A 15662-nucleotide genomic window follows, 5' to 3' on the forward strand; every position below is an offset into this window, starting at 1 on the left:
GCGCCACGCGAGCCGACACGACGCGGGGTGCCCAGCGTCGAAGAAAAGGCCCCGCGGGCGAGAGCCCGCGAGGCCTTTCATCGATCCGTTCAGCGGATGCTTACTCGGCCGCGACCCGGTGCGCCTGCGACCCGTCCGTGAAGGTCTCGGCCTGCAGGCGCTTGCCCGGCGCGGCGCGACCCGGCAGCGGCGGCAGGGCCTTGGCCTTCTCCAGGTCGATGCCCGCACCCTCGGCGACGCGGCGGCCGTAATCCTCGTCGGCATGCCAGAAGTGCCAGACCATCCGCAGCTGGATCGGCTCCGGGCACTGCTTCATGTCGCCCACGAGGTTGGCGATCAGGTCGTCGCGCTCCCAGGTCTCGAAGGAGCGGTAGCGGACGCCCGCCTGGGTGTAGTCGTCCTCCGTGCGCGAGGTCTGGTAGCGGCCGAGATTGCCCTGGACCGGCTGATGATAGTCCTTCGCGGGCTTCGGTGCCTCGCGGAGCCCCTCGGCCAGCGTCGAGGGCTCGTAGTTGATGTGCTTGTTCGGACCGGTGCCGTCGACCCCGTAGGTCATCTGCCCGTCCCGCTGGTTCGAGTAGACCTTCACGCCGGGCTGCGGCGCGTTGATCGGCAGCTGCAGGTAGTTGGCACCGACGCGGTAGCGCTGCGTATCCGAGTAGGACAGCGTCCGGCCCTGGAGCATCTTGTCGTCCGAGAAGTCGATGCCGTCGACCAGGACGCCGGTGCCGAACGCCGATTGCTCGACCTCGGCGAAGAAGTTGTCGGGCACCCGGTCGAGCACCATGCGGCCCACCGGCAGCAGCGGGAACTGATCGACCGGCCACAGCTTCGTGTCGTCCAGAGGATCGAACGACAGGTGGTCGTTCGGGCCGTCCGGCATGATCTGCACGCAGAACTCCCACTCGGGGAAATTGCCGGCCTTGATGTTGTCGTAGAGGTCGCGAGTGGCGTGACCCACGTCCTTGGCCTGGATCTCGGAAGCTTGGCTCGAAGTCAGGTTGCGCACGCCCTGCTTCGGCTCCCAGTGGAACTTGCAGAGCACCGCCTCGCCCTGGTCGTTGACCAGCTTGTAGGTGTTGACGCCCGAGCCTTCCATCTCGCGGTAATTGGCCGGGATGCCCCAGGGCGACTTCAGGTGCGTCACCATGTGGATCGCTTCGGGGTGCTGGGCCACGAAGTCGAAGAAGCGCCAGGCCTCCTGCCGGTTCGTCACCGGATCCGGCTTGAACGCGTGGATCATGTCGGGGAACTTGATCGCGTCGCGGATGAAGAAGACCTTGAGGTTGTTGCCCACGAGGTCCCAGTTGCCGTCGACGGTCTTGAACTTCACCGCGAAGCCGCGCGGGTCACGCTCCGTCTCCGGGCTCTCCTTGGCGCCGGCGACGGTCGAGAAGCGCACGAACATCGGCGTCTTCACGCCGGTCTCGTTCAGCACGCGGGCGCGGGTGTACTTGGAGGCCGGCTCGTCGCCGATCTTGCCGTAAGCCTCGAACCAGCCATGGGCGCCGGCGCCGCGGGCGTGGACCACGCGCTCCGGAATACGCTCGCGATCGAAATGGGTGATCTTCTCGATGAACTGGTAGTTCTCGAGCGTCGCCGGCCCGCGCTCACCGACCGTGCGGGTGCTCTGGTTGTCGCGGACCGGATGGCCCTGGCGGGTGGTCAGGATCGGGCGTTGATCGCTCATGCGTTCCGTTTCTCCGTGGTGCAACGGTTCCGGGGGACAGGCCAGCCTGGAACTGTTCTGTGGAAGGGTTATGGCCCCGGGACGACCCCGAGGCAAATGCATCGTCACAAAGGTTCTGATAGACGCAGCCTATGAATCTGGCTGGTCTGTCCCTGCGCGGTCTCGAATACGTCGCCGCCGTCGCGGATGAAGGGCATTTCGGCCGCGCCGCCGAGCGCTGCAACGTCAGTCAGCCAACGCTCAGCGTGCAGGTGCGCAAACTGGAAACTGCGCTCGGCCTGACATTGTTCGAGCGCTCCAATCGGCGGGTCCTGCTCACCGAGGCCGGTCAGGTCATCGTGCGGCAGTCGCGCGTGGTGCTGGCGGAGGCGCAGCGGCTGCTCGCCCTCGCCAGCGAGGGGCGCGGCGCGCCATTGACGGGACGTCTCGTCCTCGCGGCGATCCAGACTCTCGGGCCGTATCTCTTCCCCCTCGTGCTGCGCCCGCTGCGCGAGCAATACCCGCTGCTGATGCTGTCGCTGTCGGAATCGCGCACGACCGAGATCATCGAGGGTCTGCGCGACGGCCGCATCGATGCGGCCCTCGTCTCGCTGCCGGTGCCGCAGCACGGGCTCTCGGTGGCACCGCTCTTCGTCGAGCCGTTCTGGCTCGCCTGTCCGGCCGAGCACGCCCTCGCCCGCGGCGGTGCCCTGTCGGCGACCGAGATCGCCGGACCGGATCTGCTGCTCCTCGATGAGGGCAATTGCCTGCGCGACCAGACGATCGCGGCCTGCGGCGCCGGCTCGTCGGTCGGGCGACACGCCACGAGCCTGGAGACCCTCCGCTCGATGGTGGCGGCGGGCGCCGGGTACACGCTGCTTCCGGCGCTCGCCGTACCGGCGCATCCCGACCCGAGCGGCCTGATGGTGACCCGGTCGTTCGACGTCGACGGACCCGGACGCACCATCGCGCTGGTCTGGCGGGCCAGCGACCCGCGGGCGGCCGGGTTGGCGAGTTTGGCGGCATTCTTCCGGGCCCATGCGCCGCCGGGTACGGCCGCCTGCCGCGACGAGGACGTGACGGAGGCGTAGCCCAGGGCCGTTGGGCCGGCCACGGCACCAGGGCTGACGGCGTCGCCGGTAACCGCGAACCCTCAACCCTGCCCAATCGGGCGCGCAGCGTCGATCCCGGAATCCGCTGTGTCGAAACTCTGCCGTGACAGCGACAATATTGCGCTATAGCGCGCGCCTCACGCCCGATGGTCCCAGCGGGCCCCTCTTGATCGGTCGCCTTGCCCTCTCTCCGCACCATCGGCCTCTGGGCCGCCCTCATCGCTGCGTCCGCGGCCGTCTCGTACGGCCTGGTGCGCGCGCAGTTTCCGGCCGCGCTGCTGCTCGGGCCGATGATCGGCGCCATCGCGTTCGGGGTCGGCGGATCGCGCCTTCACGTGCCCCGCGCGGCCTTCCAGGCCTCGCAGGCTGCGATCGGTTGCCTCGTGGCACACGCCGTCACCGGGCAGATCGCCCAGACCCTCCTGGAGGACGGACCGCTCATCGTCGCCGTCGTGCTGGTGACGGTCGCGGTCAGCGGCCTCGTCGGCTGGATCCTGACCCGGCTGCGCGTGCTGCCCGGGACGACGGCGGCCTGGGGATCCTCGCCGGGCGGCGCGTCCGCGATGGTGGCGATGGCCGAGGATTTCGGCGCCGACCCGCGTCTGGTCGCCTTCATGCAGTACGTGCGCGTCGCCGCGGTGGTGTTCTCGGCCTCCCTCGCCGCGCGATTCCTGATGGATACCCCCGTCCCGGGGGCCGCCGTCGCGGGATCCGGAGAGGTGACCGGTCCGCTCTCGCTCCTCGCGACCCTGGCGGTCGCCGTGGTCGGTGCCGGCGCAGCCCTGGCGCTGCGGGTCCCGGCCGGCGCGCAGGTCGGCCCGATGGTGCTCGGCAGCCTGCTCCACGCCACCGGCCTCGTCCGCATGGCGCTGCCGGTGCCGCTCCTCGAACTGGCCTATGCCTGCATCGGCATCTACGTGGGCCTGCGGTTCACCCGGGAGACCCTGCGCCTGACCTTCACGGCACTCCCCGGCATCCTGGCGGCGACGTTCTCCGTGATCGCCCTCTGCGCCGCCTGGGGCTGGGGCCTGACCCTGCTGCTGCCGATCGACCTTCTCACCGCCGTCCTCGCCACCAGCCCCGGCGGTCTCGATTCGGTCGCGATCATCGCGGTCGGCTCGAAGGCCGACGTCTCCTTCGTGCTGGCGGTACAGACGCTGCGCCTGTTCGTGGTGCTGCTCACCGGCCCGTTGCTCGCCAAGTGGATCAGCCGCTCCGTTCCGGGGGCGGCCCGATGAACGCCCTCGTTGTCGCCTTCCTCAATTCCTGGCGCGGGCTGCGCCACGGCGCGCGCACCGAGCGGGCGGTGCGGCAGGAACTCGTCCTGCTGGCGCTCGGCGTGCCGGTCGCGCTGCTCCTCGGCCCGACGCTGTGGGTGCGCGTCGCCCTCGTGGTGAGCCTGCTGCTGATGCTGGCGGCCGAATTTCTGAACACCGCTGTCGAGAAGCTCTGCGACCACGTCCATCCGGGTCATCATCCGATGATCGGCACCGTGAAGGACCTCGCCTCCGCCGGCACCTTCATGGCGCAGATGGCGGCCCTGTTGGTGTGGGTGGCGGCGCTGGTGGAGCGGCTGGGCTGATCTGCCTCGCGCCGGCTGCGCTCGCATCCGCGGGCCGGAGGGTCTATCTGGCCGGCATAGCCCTGCACATCCGCCGAGACTCCACACCGTGACGGACTACATCCGCAAGATCCTCACCGCCCGCGTCTACGACGTGGCGATCGAGAGCCCCCTCGATCCGATGCCGCGCCTGACGCAGCGGCTCGGCCGGCCGGTTCTCCTGAAGCGCGAGGATCTGCAGCCGGTCTTCTCGTTCAAGCTGCGCGGCGCCTACAACAAGATGTCGGGCCTGAGCCCCGACCAGATCGCCCGCGGCGTCGTCTGCGCGTCCGCCGGCAATCACGCGCAGGGTGTGGCGCTGGCGGCCGCCAAGCTCGGCGCGCGCGCCGTCATCGTGATGCCGCGCACCACCCCGTCGATCAAGGTCGATGCCTGCCGGGCTCGCGGCGCCGAGGTCGTGCTGCACGGCGACGCCTTCGACGAGGCGCTCGCGCAGGCGAAGATCCTCGAGACCGAGCAGGGCCTGACCTTCCTGCACCCGTTCGACGATCCCGACGTGATCGCCGGCCAGGGGACCATCGGCAAGGAGATCCTGGAGCAGCATACCGGGCCGATCGAGGCGATCTTCGTGCCGGTGGGCGGCGGCGGACTGGCCGCCGGGATCGCCACCTTCGTGAAGTACCTGCGGCCGGGCACCAAGGTGATCGGCGTCGAGCCCGAGGACGCCGCCTGCATGGCCGCTGCGCTCGCCGCCGGCACGCGGGTCAGCCTGCCCTCCGTCGGCCTGTTCGCCGACGGCGTGGCCGTCCGTCAGGCGGGCGAGGAGACGTTCCGGCTCTGCCGCGAGCACCTCGACGAGGTGATTACCGTCGACACCGACGCCATGTGCGCCGCGATCAAGGACATTTTCGACGACACCCGCGCGGTGTCGGAGCCCTCCGGGGCGCTGAGCCTCGCCGGCGCCAAGCTCTACGCCGAACGCGAGGGCGGCGCGGGTACGCTGATCGCGATCTCGTCGGGGGCGAACCTCAACTTCGACCGCCTGCGCCACATCGCCGAGCGCGCCGAGATCGGCGAGCAGCGCGAGGTCCTGCTCGGCGTCACGATCCCCGAGCGGCCCGGTGCCTATCGGGCCTTCATCCAGGCACTCGGGCCGCGCGCCGTCACCGAGTTCAACTACCGGCACGCCCCGGGCTCCGAGGCGCAGATCTTCGTCGGCATCAACGTCGGCGGCGGCAAGCGCGAGAAGCAGGCGCTGATCGGTACGCTGCGCGAGGCCGGCTACCGCGTCCTCGACATGAGCGACAACGAGATGGCCAAGGTCCATGTCCGCTACATGGTCGGCGGCCGGGCCGTGGGCGTGGCGCACGAGCGCCTGTTCCGCTTCCAGTTCCCCGAGCGGCCGGGCGCGCTGATGAAGTTCCTCGAGGCGCTGGGACCGGACTTCGACATCACGCTGTTCCACTACCGCAACCACGGCGCGGATTACGGCCGCGTGCTCGCCGGCATCGCCGTCCCCCCGGGCGAGCGGGCGCGGTTCGACACCGTCATCGAGGCGCTCGGCTACCCGGCCACCGACGAGACCGAGAATCCGAGCTACCGGCTGTTCCTCGACGGCGAGGGTCGCGGAGCGGCGTGAGGTGCCGGCGCGCCCGGGCGTGATGCGGCCAGGGGCCAGGACTCCCGTCGATGCGCCGACCCGCGGCGCTGCGCTCAGGGCGCGATGACGGACCCGCGCTTGCGCCTCGACAATGCGCCCGGGTGCCGGCTCACTCCTCCGCCACCGCGACGACGTCGGGCATCGCCCGGAGCTTCGCCGCGATGGTTGCGACGCTCGTGCGCGACAGGCGCACGAAGGTGACGGTGACCGCGTCGAGTGCCGGATCGTCGCTCGGGTGGACCGTGAAGGTCCGCACCCGCGAGGCGCGCTCGCCGGTGGCGGCCTGCAGGGTGTCGATGGACATCATGCCCCGGCGCACCGTCAGCCGAAGCGTGTGCGCCCGCATCCGCTCGCGCCACCGCTCCTCGAAGGGTTTCACGCCGGCCAGGATGCCGACGATCAGCGCGGTCGTGGCGAGGGCCGGCACGTAGAGGCCGCTGCCGATCGCAAGCCCGATCGCCGCCACGCCCCAGAGGCTCGCCGCCGTGGTCAGGCCCTTCACCACCTCGCCGCGCAGCAGGATCGTGCCGGCTCCGAGGAAGCCGATGCCGGAGACCACCTGCGCGGCGATCCGGGACGGGTCGAGCACCACGTGTTCGGTGCCGAGCACGTCGGCGAAGCCGAAGGCCGAGACCAGCATGATCAGGCAGGAGCCGACGCAGACCAGCATGTGGGTCCGCAGGCCCGCGGCCCAGAGCAGGCGCTCGCGCTCCAGCCCGACCACGCTGCCGAACAGGGCTGCCAGCGCGAGCCGCGCCACCATCTCGCCGTTGCCGATCAGGACCGCCTCCCCGTTCCCGCGCCGCGCGGCCGGGACACTCGCGGATTATGAGCCGGCTATCAAGCAACCCCGAGGGCGGCCTTCTCGACCTCGTAGGCGGCCCGGACGGCGGCGGCGCCGTAGGCGCGCTCCAGGCGCCGGACGGTGAAATGGGCCCGTGCGGTCCCCTGGAAGTGGTTCATGAAGGCCGTGTTGACCGCGGCACCCCCGAAAGCGCCGAGGATCGGCACGGCCTGCGCGGCGACCTTCTGCGAGACCACGAGGCCGAAACGCGCCGCGATCTGTGCCGTGAAGCGGATCAGCGCCGGGGCGGACTGGTCGAGGAGCGTCTTGCTGCCGGCGTACCGGGCCGCCTCCGCCAGGGTCTTGGCCAGGGCGGCGCGGACCGCGAAGTAGCCGCTCTCCGTGAGCGCGGAGCCCGCCTCCGGGGCGGCCGCCGCCCGGCCGCCCAGAGCGAAGACCTGCACGCAGGCGAGCACGCCCTCGGGCGTCTCCAGATTCTCGCCCTCCTCTCGGGCGATCTCCGCGATCGATCGCAGCATCAGCGTGGTGGAGACCGGGAGTTCGACCGCGAGCGTGGCAAGTCCGAAGGCGCCGCCGAGGGCGCCCGAGAGGGCCGCCATCGCCTTGTGCTTGGTGTCCCCGGAACCGAGCAGCCGCGAGACCCGGCTCTCGACCTTCGCGGCCGCCGCCCCGAGCCCGTCGTCCTCGGCCGGGGCGAGATCCGTGCGCGGCAGCGTCGCCAGGGCGACGCGCATCGCGCCCCGCATGGCGGCCTCGGTGCTTCGTCCGACCGCCTCCGTCACCGGTGCGGGCAGCGAGCGTCCGATGATGTCGAGGGGCGCGCCGGCGGCCGCCGAGAGGCGGGCCGCGAGGCTCGGCCGCTCCAGCACCTGGACCGCCCGTCGCAGGGCGGCCAGATCGGCCTCGCTCAGCATCGCCTCCGGGGTCGCCGCCGGAAGCGTCGTCTCGACGCGGGTGAGGTCGCTCGTGCTCATCCGAGGATTCCTGGTTCTGTCGCGCTCACGCCGCCCGCGGGGCTCACGCCGCCCCCGGGGCTCGCGCCGTGGAAGGAAGTTCGGGCCCCGGGATGCGGTTCCCCGCCTCGCCCGCCGCCGGCGCCTCGGCCGGGGGCTGGCCGTTCCGGCGCCCGACGGCCAGGCAGAGGACGAGGACCGGTATCCCCACCAGCGAGGTCATGACGAAGAAGGCGGGATAGCCGATGGCGGCGACCACGAAGCCGGAGGAGCCCGCCACGAGTTTGCCCGGGAGGGCGTAGAGCGAGGAGAACAGCGCGTACTGCGTGGCCGCGTAGGCCATGCTGGTCAGGCTCGACATGTAGGCGATCAGCACGATCCCCGCGAAGGAGCCGCAGAAATTCTCTATGGAGATGGCCACGGTCAGGCGCCAGATGTCGGCGGGCCCGGCCGAGAGCCACGCGAAGGCGAGGTGCGAGGACGCGGCCAGGAAGGCGCCGAGGAGCAGCGTCGGGAACAATCCGACGCGGGCGAGCGCCCAGCCTCCCGCGAAGCCACCCGCGATGCCGACCCAGATGCCGTACAGCTTCGTGACGGTGGCGATCTCCTTCAGGTCGAAGCCGAGTGTCCGGTAGAGGGGACTCGCCATCACGCCCGACAGGAAGTCGGGCAGCCGGTACAGGGCGACGAGCAGCAGGATGCCCCAGAGGGCGTTGCCGAAGCGGCCATGCAATTCGGTCAGCGGTTCGAGCACGGCGCGGCGCATCGACCAGAACCGCGACCGGCCGGGCGTCTCGGCCCGGACCCGGCGCGGCGCATCGAAGGACGGAGCCAGCAGGGCCGCGATCATCCCGACCAGCATGAGCGCCGCCATGATCAGGTAGGCCAGCGTCCAGCCGCCGGACGACGCCATGAACAGCGCGCCGGCGCCCGCGCTGATCAGGCCGAGGCGGTAGCCGAGGTTCGACGTCGCCGCCAGGATGCCCTGGAAATCGCTTCCGGCCGCGTCGATGCGCCAGCCGTCGATCACGACGTCCTGGCTCGCCGCGCAGAACGCCACCAGGAAGGCGCCGAGACCGAGGAGCGCGAGGTTGGTCTTCGGATCGGAGAAGGCCATCAGCACGAGGCACAGGGCGACGGCGGCCTGCGTAGTCACCATCCAGGCCCGGCGACGCCCCAGCCGGGCGGTCAGTACCGGGACGTTCAGGCGGTCGATGGCGGGCGCCCAGAGGAATTTCAGGGAGTAGGGCAGCGCCACGTAGCTGAACAGCCCGATGGCGCGCACGTCGATGTCGGAGAAAGCCAGCCGGAGCGTGAAGGTCCCGAGCACCAGCAGAAGCGGAAGGCCCGAGGAGAATCCGAGGGCCAGCATCAGCACGATTCGCCGATCCTCGACGATGTCGCGGAGACGGAAGCGGTGCACAGCCTGTGGCGGGTTGGCCATGGCATGGAACTCCTGAGCCTGCGTGGCCTTGATCCCGCGAAATCGTGGCAGCCTTACGCCGCAGGGCTTTTCGCTGGATTGTGATGTTTTTCGCCCCAATCTTGATTGAAGCTTGCTTAACGCGGTGTTCACCACCCGCGGATCGCGGCGTGAGGGAGGCGCCGCCGGACGAACGGTTGACATCGCCCGTGCATGGAAGAGTGCGTTGAGTATTCGAATCGAAGCCAGTCCACCGCCGATGGCGCTGGTCGACGCCTTCGCGAGCAGTCCGTCACCGATGGTCATCACGGACGCGCGCGCGCCCGACAACCCGGTCGCCTGGGCGAACGACGCCTTCCTGCAGGCCACGGGCTACGATGTCGAGGAAGTCATTGGGCGCAACTGCCGCATGCTCCAGGGACCGGCCACGGACCCGGCGACCGTCGCGCGGATCCGCAATGCCGTTCGCTCGGCCGAGCCGATCTCGGTGGAACTTCTCAACTACCGCAAGGACGGCACCACCTTCTGGAACGCGATGACCATCACGCCGGTGCGCGATGCCGAGGGCGTGGCGTTCTACTACGCCGCTCAGGCGGACATGACGCACACCCACCAGCTCGAAGTGTCCATGCGCGGCACCAACGACGAACTGGAGCGTCTGGTCGACGCGCGGACGCGTGATCTGAGCGCGGCGCTGGAGCAGAAGACGGCCCTGCTCCACGAGGTCGATCATCGGGTGAAGAACAACCTCCAGGTGATCTCCTCGCTGATGCTGCTCAAGGCGCGACGCACTCCCGAGGGTGAGGCACGCGACGCGCTCCAGAGCATGGCGGAGCGCATCGGAGCGCTGTCGACCGCCCATCGGATGCTCTACTCGGAGGGCGACTGCACGCATTTCAACCTCGGCGACTTCGCGACCGAGTTTCTCGCCGACATGAACGCCGGCCTCGATCCGGGGCGGCGTCGGGTGGAGGCCGATGTCGAGCCGATCGCCGTGGCCGCCGCGATGGCCGCGCCGCTGGCGCTTCTTCTCCACGAGTTGACCGCGAATGCCCTTCAGCACGCCTTCCCGGAAGAGCGTGAGGGCGTGGTGTCGATCGCCGCCCGGCGGACCTCATCGGGCATGCACCTGACGATCCGGGACGACGGCGTCGGCCTCGCGGCGGTGCCCCCGAACCCGGCGGGCTTCGGACGCAATCTGGTGGAGATGGTGGTCCGCCAGATGCGCGGGACGATCGCGTGGGCGGATGCCGGACCCGGCACCACCGTGGAGATCGACATTCCGATCCAGGGATCGTCTTGAGGATTCCGTGCTGACGCTACAAGGTCGCGGCAAACTCGGCGGTGCTCACGTCGGAGAACGGAGTGGACATGGGGTCGGGGAACGCAGCCGCGGAAGCCGCCCTTCGCATCCTCGTCGTTGAGGACGAGGCGCTCATCGCCCTCGAGCTGGAATGCCTCCTCGATGACCTCGGCCACGTCACCGTGGGTGTCGCCGGCAACGCGGCCGAGGCCATCGCCATGGCCAAAACCACGGCGCCGGACGTCGCCCTGGTGGACATCCATCTGGTCGACGGTCCGACCGGCATCGAGGTTGCGCGGGTGCTTTCGGCCGACCGGCGCACCACCGTCGTCTTCATGACCGCCAACGCCAAGCGCATCCCGCCCGATTTCGCCGGGGCCATCGGGGTAATCGCGAAACCCTATTCCGAGCGGGTCGTCGCCAGCACCCTCGATTACGTGGCGGACCGGCGCGCCGGCCGCAGCGACTCCGATCTGCCGGACGGCTTCTCGCCCGCGCCGCGTTGAGGCTCCAGCCGATCCAGCGCAGAGCGGCTCAGCTCTTTGCCAATCGCTCGCGCTTCAGCCTGTAGAGCGCATCCAGTGCCTCCCGCGGGGTCAGCGTGTCGGGATCGATCGCGTCGAGGAGCGTGCCGAGGCGATCCTCGGGCGGCGGCTCCGGCGGCGGGGGCGGCGCCAGGGCGGCGAACAGCGGAAGGTCGTCGATCCGAGCCCGCGCCGGTCGGCCGCGCTCCGCCTTCTCCAGGCTCTTGAGAATGGCCCCGGCCCGCGTCACCACGCTGCCCGGGAGGCCCGCCAGCCGCGCGACCTGCAGGCCGTAACTCCGCTCCGCGACTCCGGCCACCACCTCGTGCAGGAACACGACGCCGTCCCGATGCTCGGCCACCTTGAGCGTGGCGTTCTCCAGCCGCGCCAGCCGATCGCCGAGGGCGGTCAGCTCGTGGAAATGCGTGGCGAAGAGCGCCCGGCAGGCGTTCACCTCGTGCAGGTGCTCCAGGCAGGCCCAGGCGATGGAGAGGCCGTCGAAGGTGGCGGTGCCACGGCCGATCTCGTCGAGGATCACCAGGGAGCGGCGCGTCGCCTGATTGAGGATCGATGCGGTCTCGACCATCTCGACCATGAAGGTCGATTGCCCGCGGGCGAGGTCGTCGGCGGCGCCGACCCGGGAGAACAGGCGATCGATGCGGCCGATGCGCGCCTCGGACGCCGGAACGAAGGCGCCCATCTGGGCCAGCACCGCGATCAGCGCGTTCTGGCGCAGGAACGTCGACTTGCCGCCCATGTTCGGGCCGGTGATCAGCCGGATGCGGCCGCGGGTATCGCCTGACAGGTCGCAATCGTTGGCGATGAACGGCTCGCCCGCCCGGCGCAGGGCCGCCTCGACGACGGGATGCCGTCCCCCCGTGATGACAAAGCTCAACGAGTCGTCGACCACCGGCCGCCGCCAATCGAGTTCGACGGCGAGCTCGGCCTGACTTGCGGCCACATCGAGCCCGGCCAGGGCCTCGGCCACCTCGGCGATCTGCTCGGCGCGCGCGAGGACGCGGGCGGCGCAGTCGTCGAAGACGGTGGCTTCCAGGGCGAGCGCCCGGTCGGACGCTCCAGAGATCTTGGATTCCAGCCCGCCCAGTTCGACGCTGGTGAAGCGCATGGCGTCCACCATGGTCTGGCGATGGACGAACTCGCTCTGAAGTCCCTTGAGGCAGGCTTCACCCACCGATTGCGGGACCTCGATGAAATAGCCCAGCAGGTTGTTGTGCTTGATCCGAAGGGTTCGGCAGCCGGTCTGCTCGGCGTAGCGCGCCTGGAGAGCGGCGATGACCTTGCGCGAATCCTGGCCCAGGGCCCGCGCCTCGTCGATCTCGGGATGGTACCCCCCGCGCACGAAGCCGCCGTCGCGGCGGCTCAGCGGAAGCTCGTCGGCCAGGGCCGCCGCCAGGGTTGCGATCAGGTCCGGATCGGCTTCGGACAGGTGCCCGGCCAACCGGGCGAGGTCCGCCGGCAGGTCCGGAATTGCGGCGAGACGCGCCCCGAGATCCGCGGCCACCGCCATTCCGTCGCGAATGGCAGCCAGGTCTCGGGGCCCGGCCCGGCCGAGCCCGGTGCGCGCCAGCGCCCGGGCGAGGTCGGGGGCCCGGGCCAGGGCCTCCCGCAGGACGCCGCGCAGGGAGCCATCGTCCGCCAGATGCGCCACGGACGCGTGGCGCCGGGCGATCGCGCCGAGATCGGTCAGCGGGCCGGCAAGGTGCTCCGCCAGGAGCCGCGCACCGTTCGCCGTCACGGTCCGGTCGATCGTGGCGAGCAGGCTCCCCGCCCGCTCCCCCGACAGGGTGCGCGTCAATTCGAGATTGGCGCGGGTGGCCGCGTCGATCGCCAGGGTGGCGCCGCCGTCCTCCCGGCTCGGAACCGCCAACGTGGGTCGGGCCGCGAGCTGTGTGCGCGCGATGTAGAGCAGCGCTGCCCCAGCCGCGGCGATCTCGGCCCGGGTGAACTGCCCGAAGCCGTCAAGCGTGGAGACGCCGTACTGCTCGCGCAGGCGCCGCTCGGCTGCCGCGGGTTCCAGCTCCGCCTGTGCCAACGGCACGACCGCGGCCCGACTCTCCTGCCAGATCCGCGCGAGGGCGGGATCCGCGTGGATCGCCTCGGACAGGACGATCTCACGCGGGTCGTGCCGGGCGATGGCGCCGGCGAGATCGCCGCCCGCGACCTCGCTCAACGCGAAGCGTCCAGTGGAGATGTCGACGGCCGCCAGACCGTAAGCGACGGCCCCCTCTCCGGCCTTGCGGCGCCCGATGGCGAGGAGGAGGTTCGCCCGGGCCGGATCGAGGAGCCGGTCCTCGGTGATGGTCCCCGGCGTGACGAGGCGGACGACCTCCCGGCGCACCACCGATTTCGGGCCGCGCTTCTTCGCCTCGGCGGGATCCTCGGTCTGTTCGCAGACCGCAACGCGGTGGCCGAGGGCGATCAGGCGGTTGAGGTAGTCGTCGGAGCGCTCCACCGGCACGCCGCACATCGGGATCTCGCCGCCGGCGTGCTTGCCGCGCTTGGTCAGCACGATGCCGAGCGCCCGGGAGGCGATCTCCGCGTCCTCGAAGAACAATTCGTAGAAGTCGCCCATCCGGTAGAACAGCAGGCAGTCCGGATTGGCGGCCTTGATCTCGATGTACTGCGCCATCATGGGCGTGGCGCCGGTCGGGTCGAGGCCGGGGGTCTTGTCGGCGGCGGGGCGGACGGCGGGAATGGCCATGGCGCCTCTTAGCAGAGCGCCGCGCGCGAATCAGGACGCGGGCACCGACGCGGCTGGGGAGAAGCCGCCGCGGCAGTGGATGGCGGCCGGCCCCAGCATCCGGGGCCGGCCGGACCTCAGTAGCGCGGGCCGTTCGTGGTGTTGCCGAGATTCTGCTGATACCCGCGCATGGCCGGGTTCTTCGCGTTCGGGCTGCCGTGACGCATCGTGTTCATGCGACGCATGCGGCGCTGGTGCCGGGTGGTGTGGTGCCGGTGCATCCGGTGGTGGCGGTGTTGCATCGCGACGTTCTCCAGCAAACCGCCCCCGGCCAGACCGGATTGCGGCATCGCGGGCGCTGCCTGCGCCGACGCAGTCCCGGCCAGGACGCCCACCGCGAGCAGGCCGGCGGTCAACAAATTGCGAAACGACATTATGCAGAACCTCGGTTTGACCTCATAAGTCACAGACTAAGGGGGAAGCGATTGAAATGTTCCGCGCGCCAACCGGAAAAGAAGCCCCTGCCTTTGTCGAGTTCAGGGATTAACTGATCTCCCGGCGCGTGCTTGCAATCAGCCATCGAGCGTCAGATATAACTTAAAGGCGAATTCCTATCTTTACTGCAATCCGGTGGCGCAAGGCCTCGGCGCTCGAGGCCGCCGACTTGCGCGTTCACATCCCGATCCCCGCTTCGCACCGCGGGGGGGACTTCAAGAACCGCTGACACCGGCAGGCTCGACAGGGTGGCCGGGGCCCGTCGACCCGGATCGGACCGGTCCTTCAGGCCAGGAAGCGTGCCAGATCCGCGTTGACCGCGGCCGGCTCCTCATGCGCGATCCAGTGGGTGGCCTGGTCGTACCAGCGGATGCTGCCGTGGTCGCAGAACGCGAGGCTCGCCTCGGCCAAGCCGGACTGCAGGGCGGTGTCCCGCTTGCCCCAGAGGATCAGCGTCGGCACCCGAACCCGGGGCGGGCTCGTCCGCGGAAGGCGCACCAGCGCGCGATACCAGTTCAGCATCGCCGTCATTGCGCCGGGCTGCCGCCATGCCGCGACGTAGCGCTCGAAATCGGCCCGCGTGAAGGCGCCCGGCCGGCTCGTGCGGGTCAGCGCCTGCCGCAGCGCGCGAAACCGGTCGGCCGTGAGCAGGCGCTCGGGCAGCCGGGGGAGCTGGAACAGGCCGACATAGACGCTGCGCAGCCACTGGCCGGGATGGTGCCGCATGTAGTCGCCGACGACGGCAGGGTGCGGCGCGTTCAGGATGGCGAGGCGGTCGATCCGCTCGGGGTGGAGGCTCGCGGTCCACCACGCGACCAGACCGCCCCAGTCGTGGCCCACCAGCCGCACAGTCGGAGCGCCGCAGGCGTCGGCCAGGGCGACGACGTCGCCCGCCAGCCGGTCCAGATGGTAGGCGGCGATTCCGGACGGCTTGTCGCTGAGGCCGTAGCCCCGCTGATCCGGGACGATCACCCTGAAGCCGGCCGTCGCGAGGGGGCCGATCTGATGGCGCCAGCCGAACCAGAACTCCGGGAAGCCGTGCAGCAGGATCACCGGCGGTCCGTCATCCGGCCCCGCCTCCGCGACGTGCAGGGTCACCTGCGGCAGCGCGATCCGGCGAAAGCTTACGTCTGCCACTTCCATCCGCCCGAGCTCCCCGTAGCCGCCCCGTCGGGCCCTCAGTAACCGAGCGCCGCGGAGGCGCCCGTCTCCGGAGAGAGCTGGTCCCGAAGACGGACCGGCGAGGTCCGGGTCCAGAGGCACAGCAGGACGAAGGCGGCACCCTGCAGCAGGCCCCCGCCAGCGGTTGCGCGATCCGCCCCGGCGGCATGAGGGTGGATCGGGTTCGAAGGTGTGTCGGTCATGATCGGAGGCTCCCCGTGTCTCTCAGGACAGATCGGCGCCCGGCGCGTTCAGTTACAGGGCCGGCGAGCGTGCGCGTGCGGCGCCGCACGTG

Annotated in this window: 14 protein-coding genes; 6 read left to right on the forward strand and 8 right to left on the reverse strand. The window is 70.5% G+C overall.

Annotated features, from left to right (window positions below):
- Positions 1-100: 100 nt before the first annotated feature.
- On the reverse strand, positions 101-1690 hold the full coding sequence (locus tag MFF58_RS17760) for a catalase (RefSeq protein WP_238290111.1): 1590 nt from the start codon (positions 1688-1690) through the stop codon (positions 101-103).
- A gap of 131 nt (positions 1691-1821) precedes the next feature.
- On the opposite strand from MFF58_RS17760, the gene MFF58_RS17765 reads away from it, so the two are divergent.
- From MFF58_RS17765 to ilvA, 4 genes are all read left to right on the forward strand, one after another.
- A complete protein-coding gene (locus MFF58_RS17765; RefSeq protein WP_238290112.1) occupies positions 1822-2760 on the forward strand; it encodes a LysR substrate-binding domain-containing protein in 939 nt (312 codons plus the stop codon).
- Positions 2761-2960: 200 nt separating this feature from the next.
- On the forward strand, positions 2961-4019 hold the full coding sequence (locus tag MFF58_RS17770; protein ID WP_238290113.1) for an AbrB family transcriptional regulator: 1059 nt from the start codon (positions 2961-2963) through the stop codon (positions 4017-4019).
- On the forward strand, positions 4016-4363 hold the full coding sequence (locus MFF58_RS17775; protein WP_238290115.1) for a diacylglycerol kinase: 348 nt from the start codon (positions 4016-4018) through the stop codon (positions 4361-4363). Before MFF58_RS17770 ends, MFF58_RS17775 begins: the two co-directional genes overlap by 4 nt.
- Before the next feature lies 1 nt (position 4364).
- Positions 4365-5981 (forward strand): threonine ammonia-lyase, biosynthetic, encoded by a 1617-nt coding sequence (ilvA, locus tag MFF58_RS17780; RefSeq protein ID WP_279602793.1) that lies wholly within the window; start codon positions 4365-4367, stop codon positions 5979-5981.
- Positions 5982-6111: 130 nt separating this feature from the next.
- On the opposite strand, the gene MFF58_RS17785 is transcribed toward ilvA, so the two are convergent.
- The 3 genes from MFF58_RS17785 to MFF58_RS17795 form a co-directional block, all read right to left on the reverse strand.
- Complete coding sequence (locus tag MFF58_RS17785) at positions 6112-6765, reverse strand: MgtC/SapB family protein (RefSeq protein ID WP_238290117.1); 654 nt, start codon at positions 6763-6765, stop codon at positions 6112-6114.
- Positions 6766-6842: 77 nt separating this feature from the next.
- Positions 6843-7781: an EcsC family protein gene (locus MFF58_RS17790; RefSeq protein ID WP_238290118.1), complete on the reverse strand. Its 939-nt coding sequence runs from the start codon at positions 7779-7781 to the stop codon at positions 6843-6845.
- A 43-nt stretch (positions 7782-7824) separates the two neighbouring features.
- The gene (locus MFF58_RS17795) at positions 7825-9204 is read right to left on the reverse strand and encodes an AmpG family muropeptide MFS transporter (protein ID WP_238290119.1); all 1380 of its coding nucleotides are present in this window, start codon (positions 9202-9204) and stop codon (positions 7825-7827) included.
- Positions 9205-9442: 238 nt separating this feature from the next.
- Here MFF58_RS17795 and MFF58_RS17800 point away from each other — a divergent pair, with 238 nt between their 5' ends.
- Positions 9443-10486 (forward strand): PAS domain-containing protein, encoded by a 1044-nt coding sequence (locus MFF58_RS17800; RefSeq protein ID WP_238290178.1) that lies wholly within the window; start codon positions 9443-9445, stop codon positions 10484-10486.
- Between the two features lie 68 nt (positions 10487-10554).
- Positions 10555-10992: a response regulator gene (locus MFF58_RS17805; RefSeq protein WP_238290120.1), complete on the forward strand. Its 438-nt coding sequence runs from the start codon at positions 10555-10557 to the stop codon at positions 10990-10992.
- Between the two features lie 28 nt (positions 10993-11020).
- Here MFF58_RS17805 and mutS read toward each other — a convergent pair whose 3' ends face one another.
- The 4 genes from mutS to MFF58_RS17825 all read right to left on the reverse strand — a co-directional run bounded on the left by mutS (position 11021) and on the right by MFF58_RS17825 (position 15570).
- Positions 11021-13732, reverse strand: coding sequence for a DNA mismatch repair protein MutS (mutS, locus tag MFF58_RS17810; RefSeq protein ID WP_238290121.1), 2712 nt, complete (start codon positions 13730-13732; stop codon positions 11021-11023).
- A 116-nt stretch (positions 13733-13848) separates the two neighbouring features.
- The gene (locus tag MFF58_RS17815; RefSeq protein ID WP_238290122.1) at positions 13849-14145 is read right to left on the reverse strand and encodes a hypothetical protein; all 297 of its coding nucleotides are present in this window, start codon (positions 14143-14145) and stop codon (positions 13849-13851) included.
- Positions 14146-14491: 346 nt separating this feature from the next.
- Complete coding sequence (locus tag MFF58_RS17820) at positions 14492-15349, reverse strand: alpha/beta fold hydrolase (RefSeq protein WP_238290123.1); 858 nt, start codon at positions 15347-15349, stop codon at positions 14492-14494.
- A 35-nt stretch (positions 15350-15384) separates the two neighbouring features.
- Positions 15385-15570 (reverse strand): hypothetical protein, encoded by a 186-nt coding sequence (locus tag MFF58_RS17825; protein WP_238290125.1) that lies wholly within the window; start codon positions 15568-15570, stop codon positions 15385-15387.
- Positions 15571-15662: the final 92 nt, after the last annotated feature.

The sequence above is a fragment of the Methylobacterium longum genome, assembly GCF_022179385.1.
GTDB classification, from domain to species: domain Bacteria; phylum Pseudomonadota; class Alphaproteobacteria; order Rhizobiales; family Beijerinckiaceae; genus Methylobacterium; species Methylobacterium longum.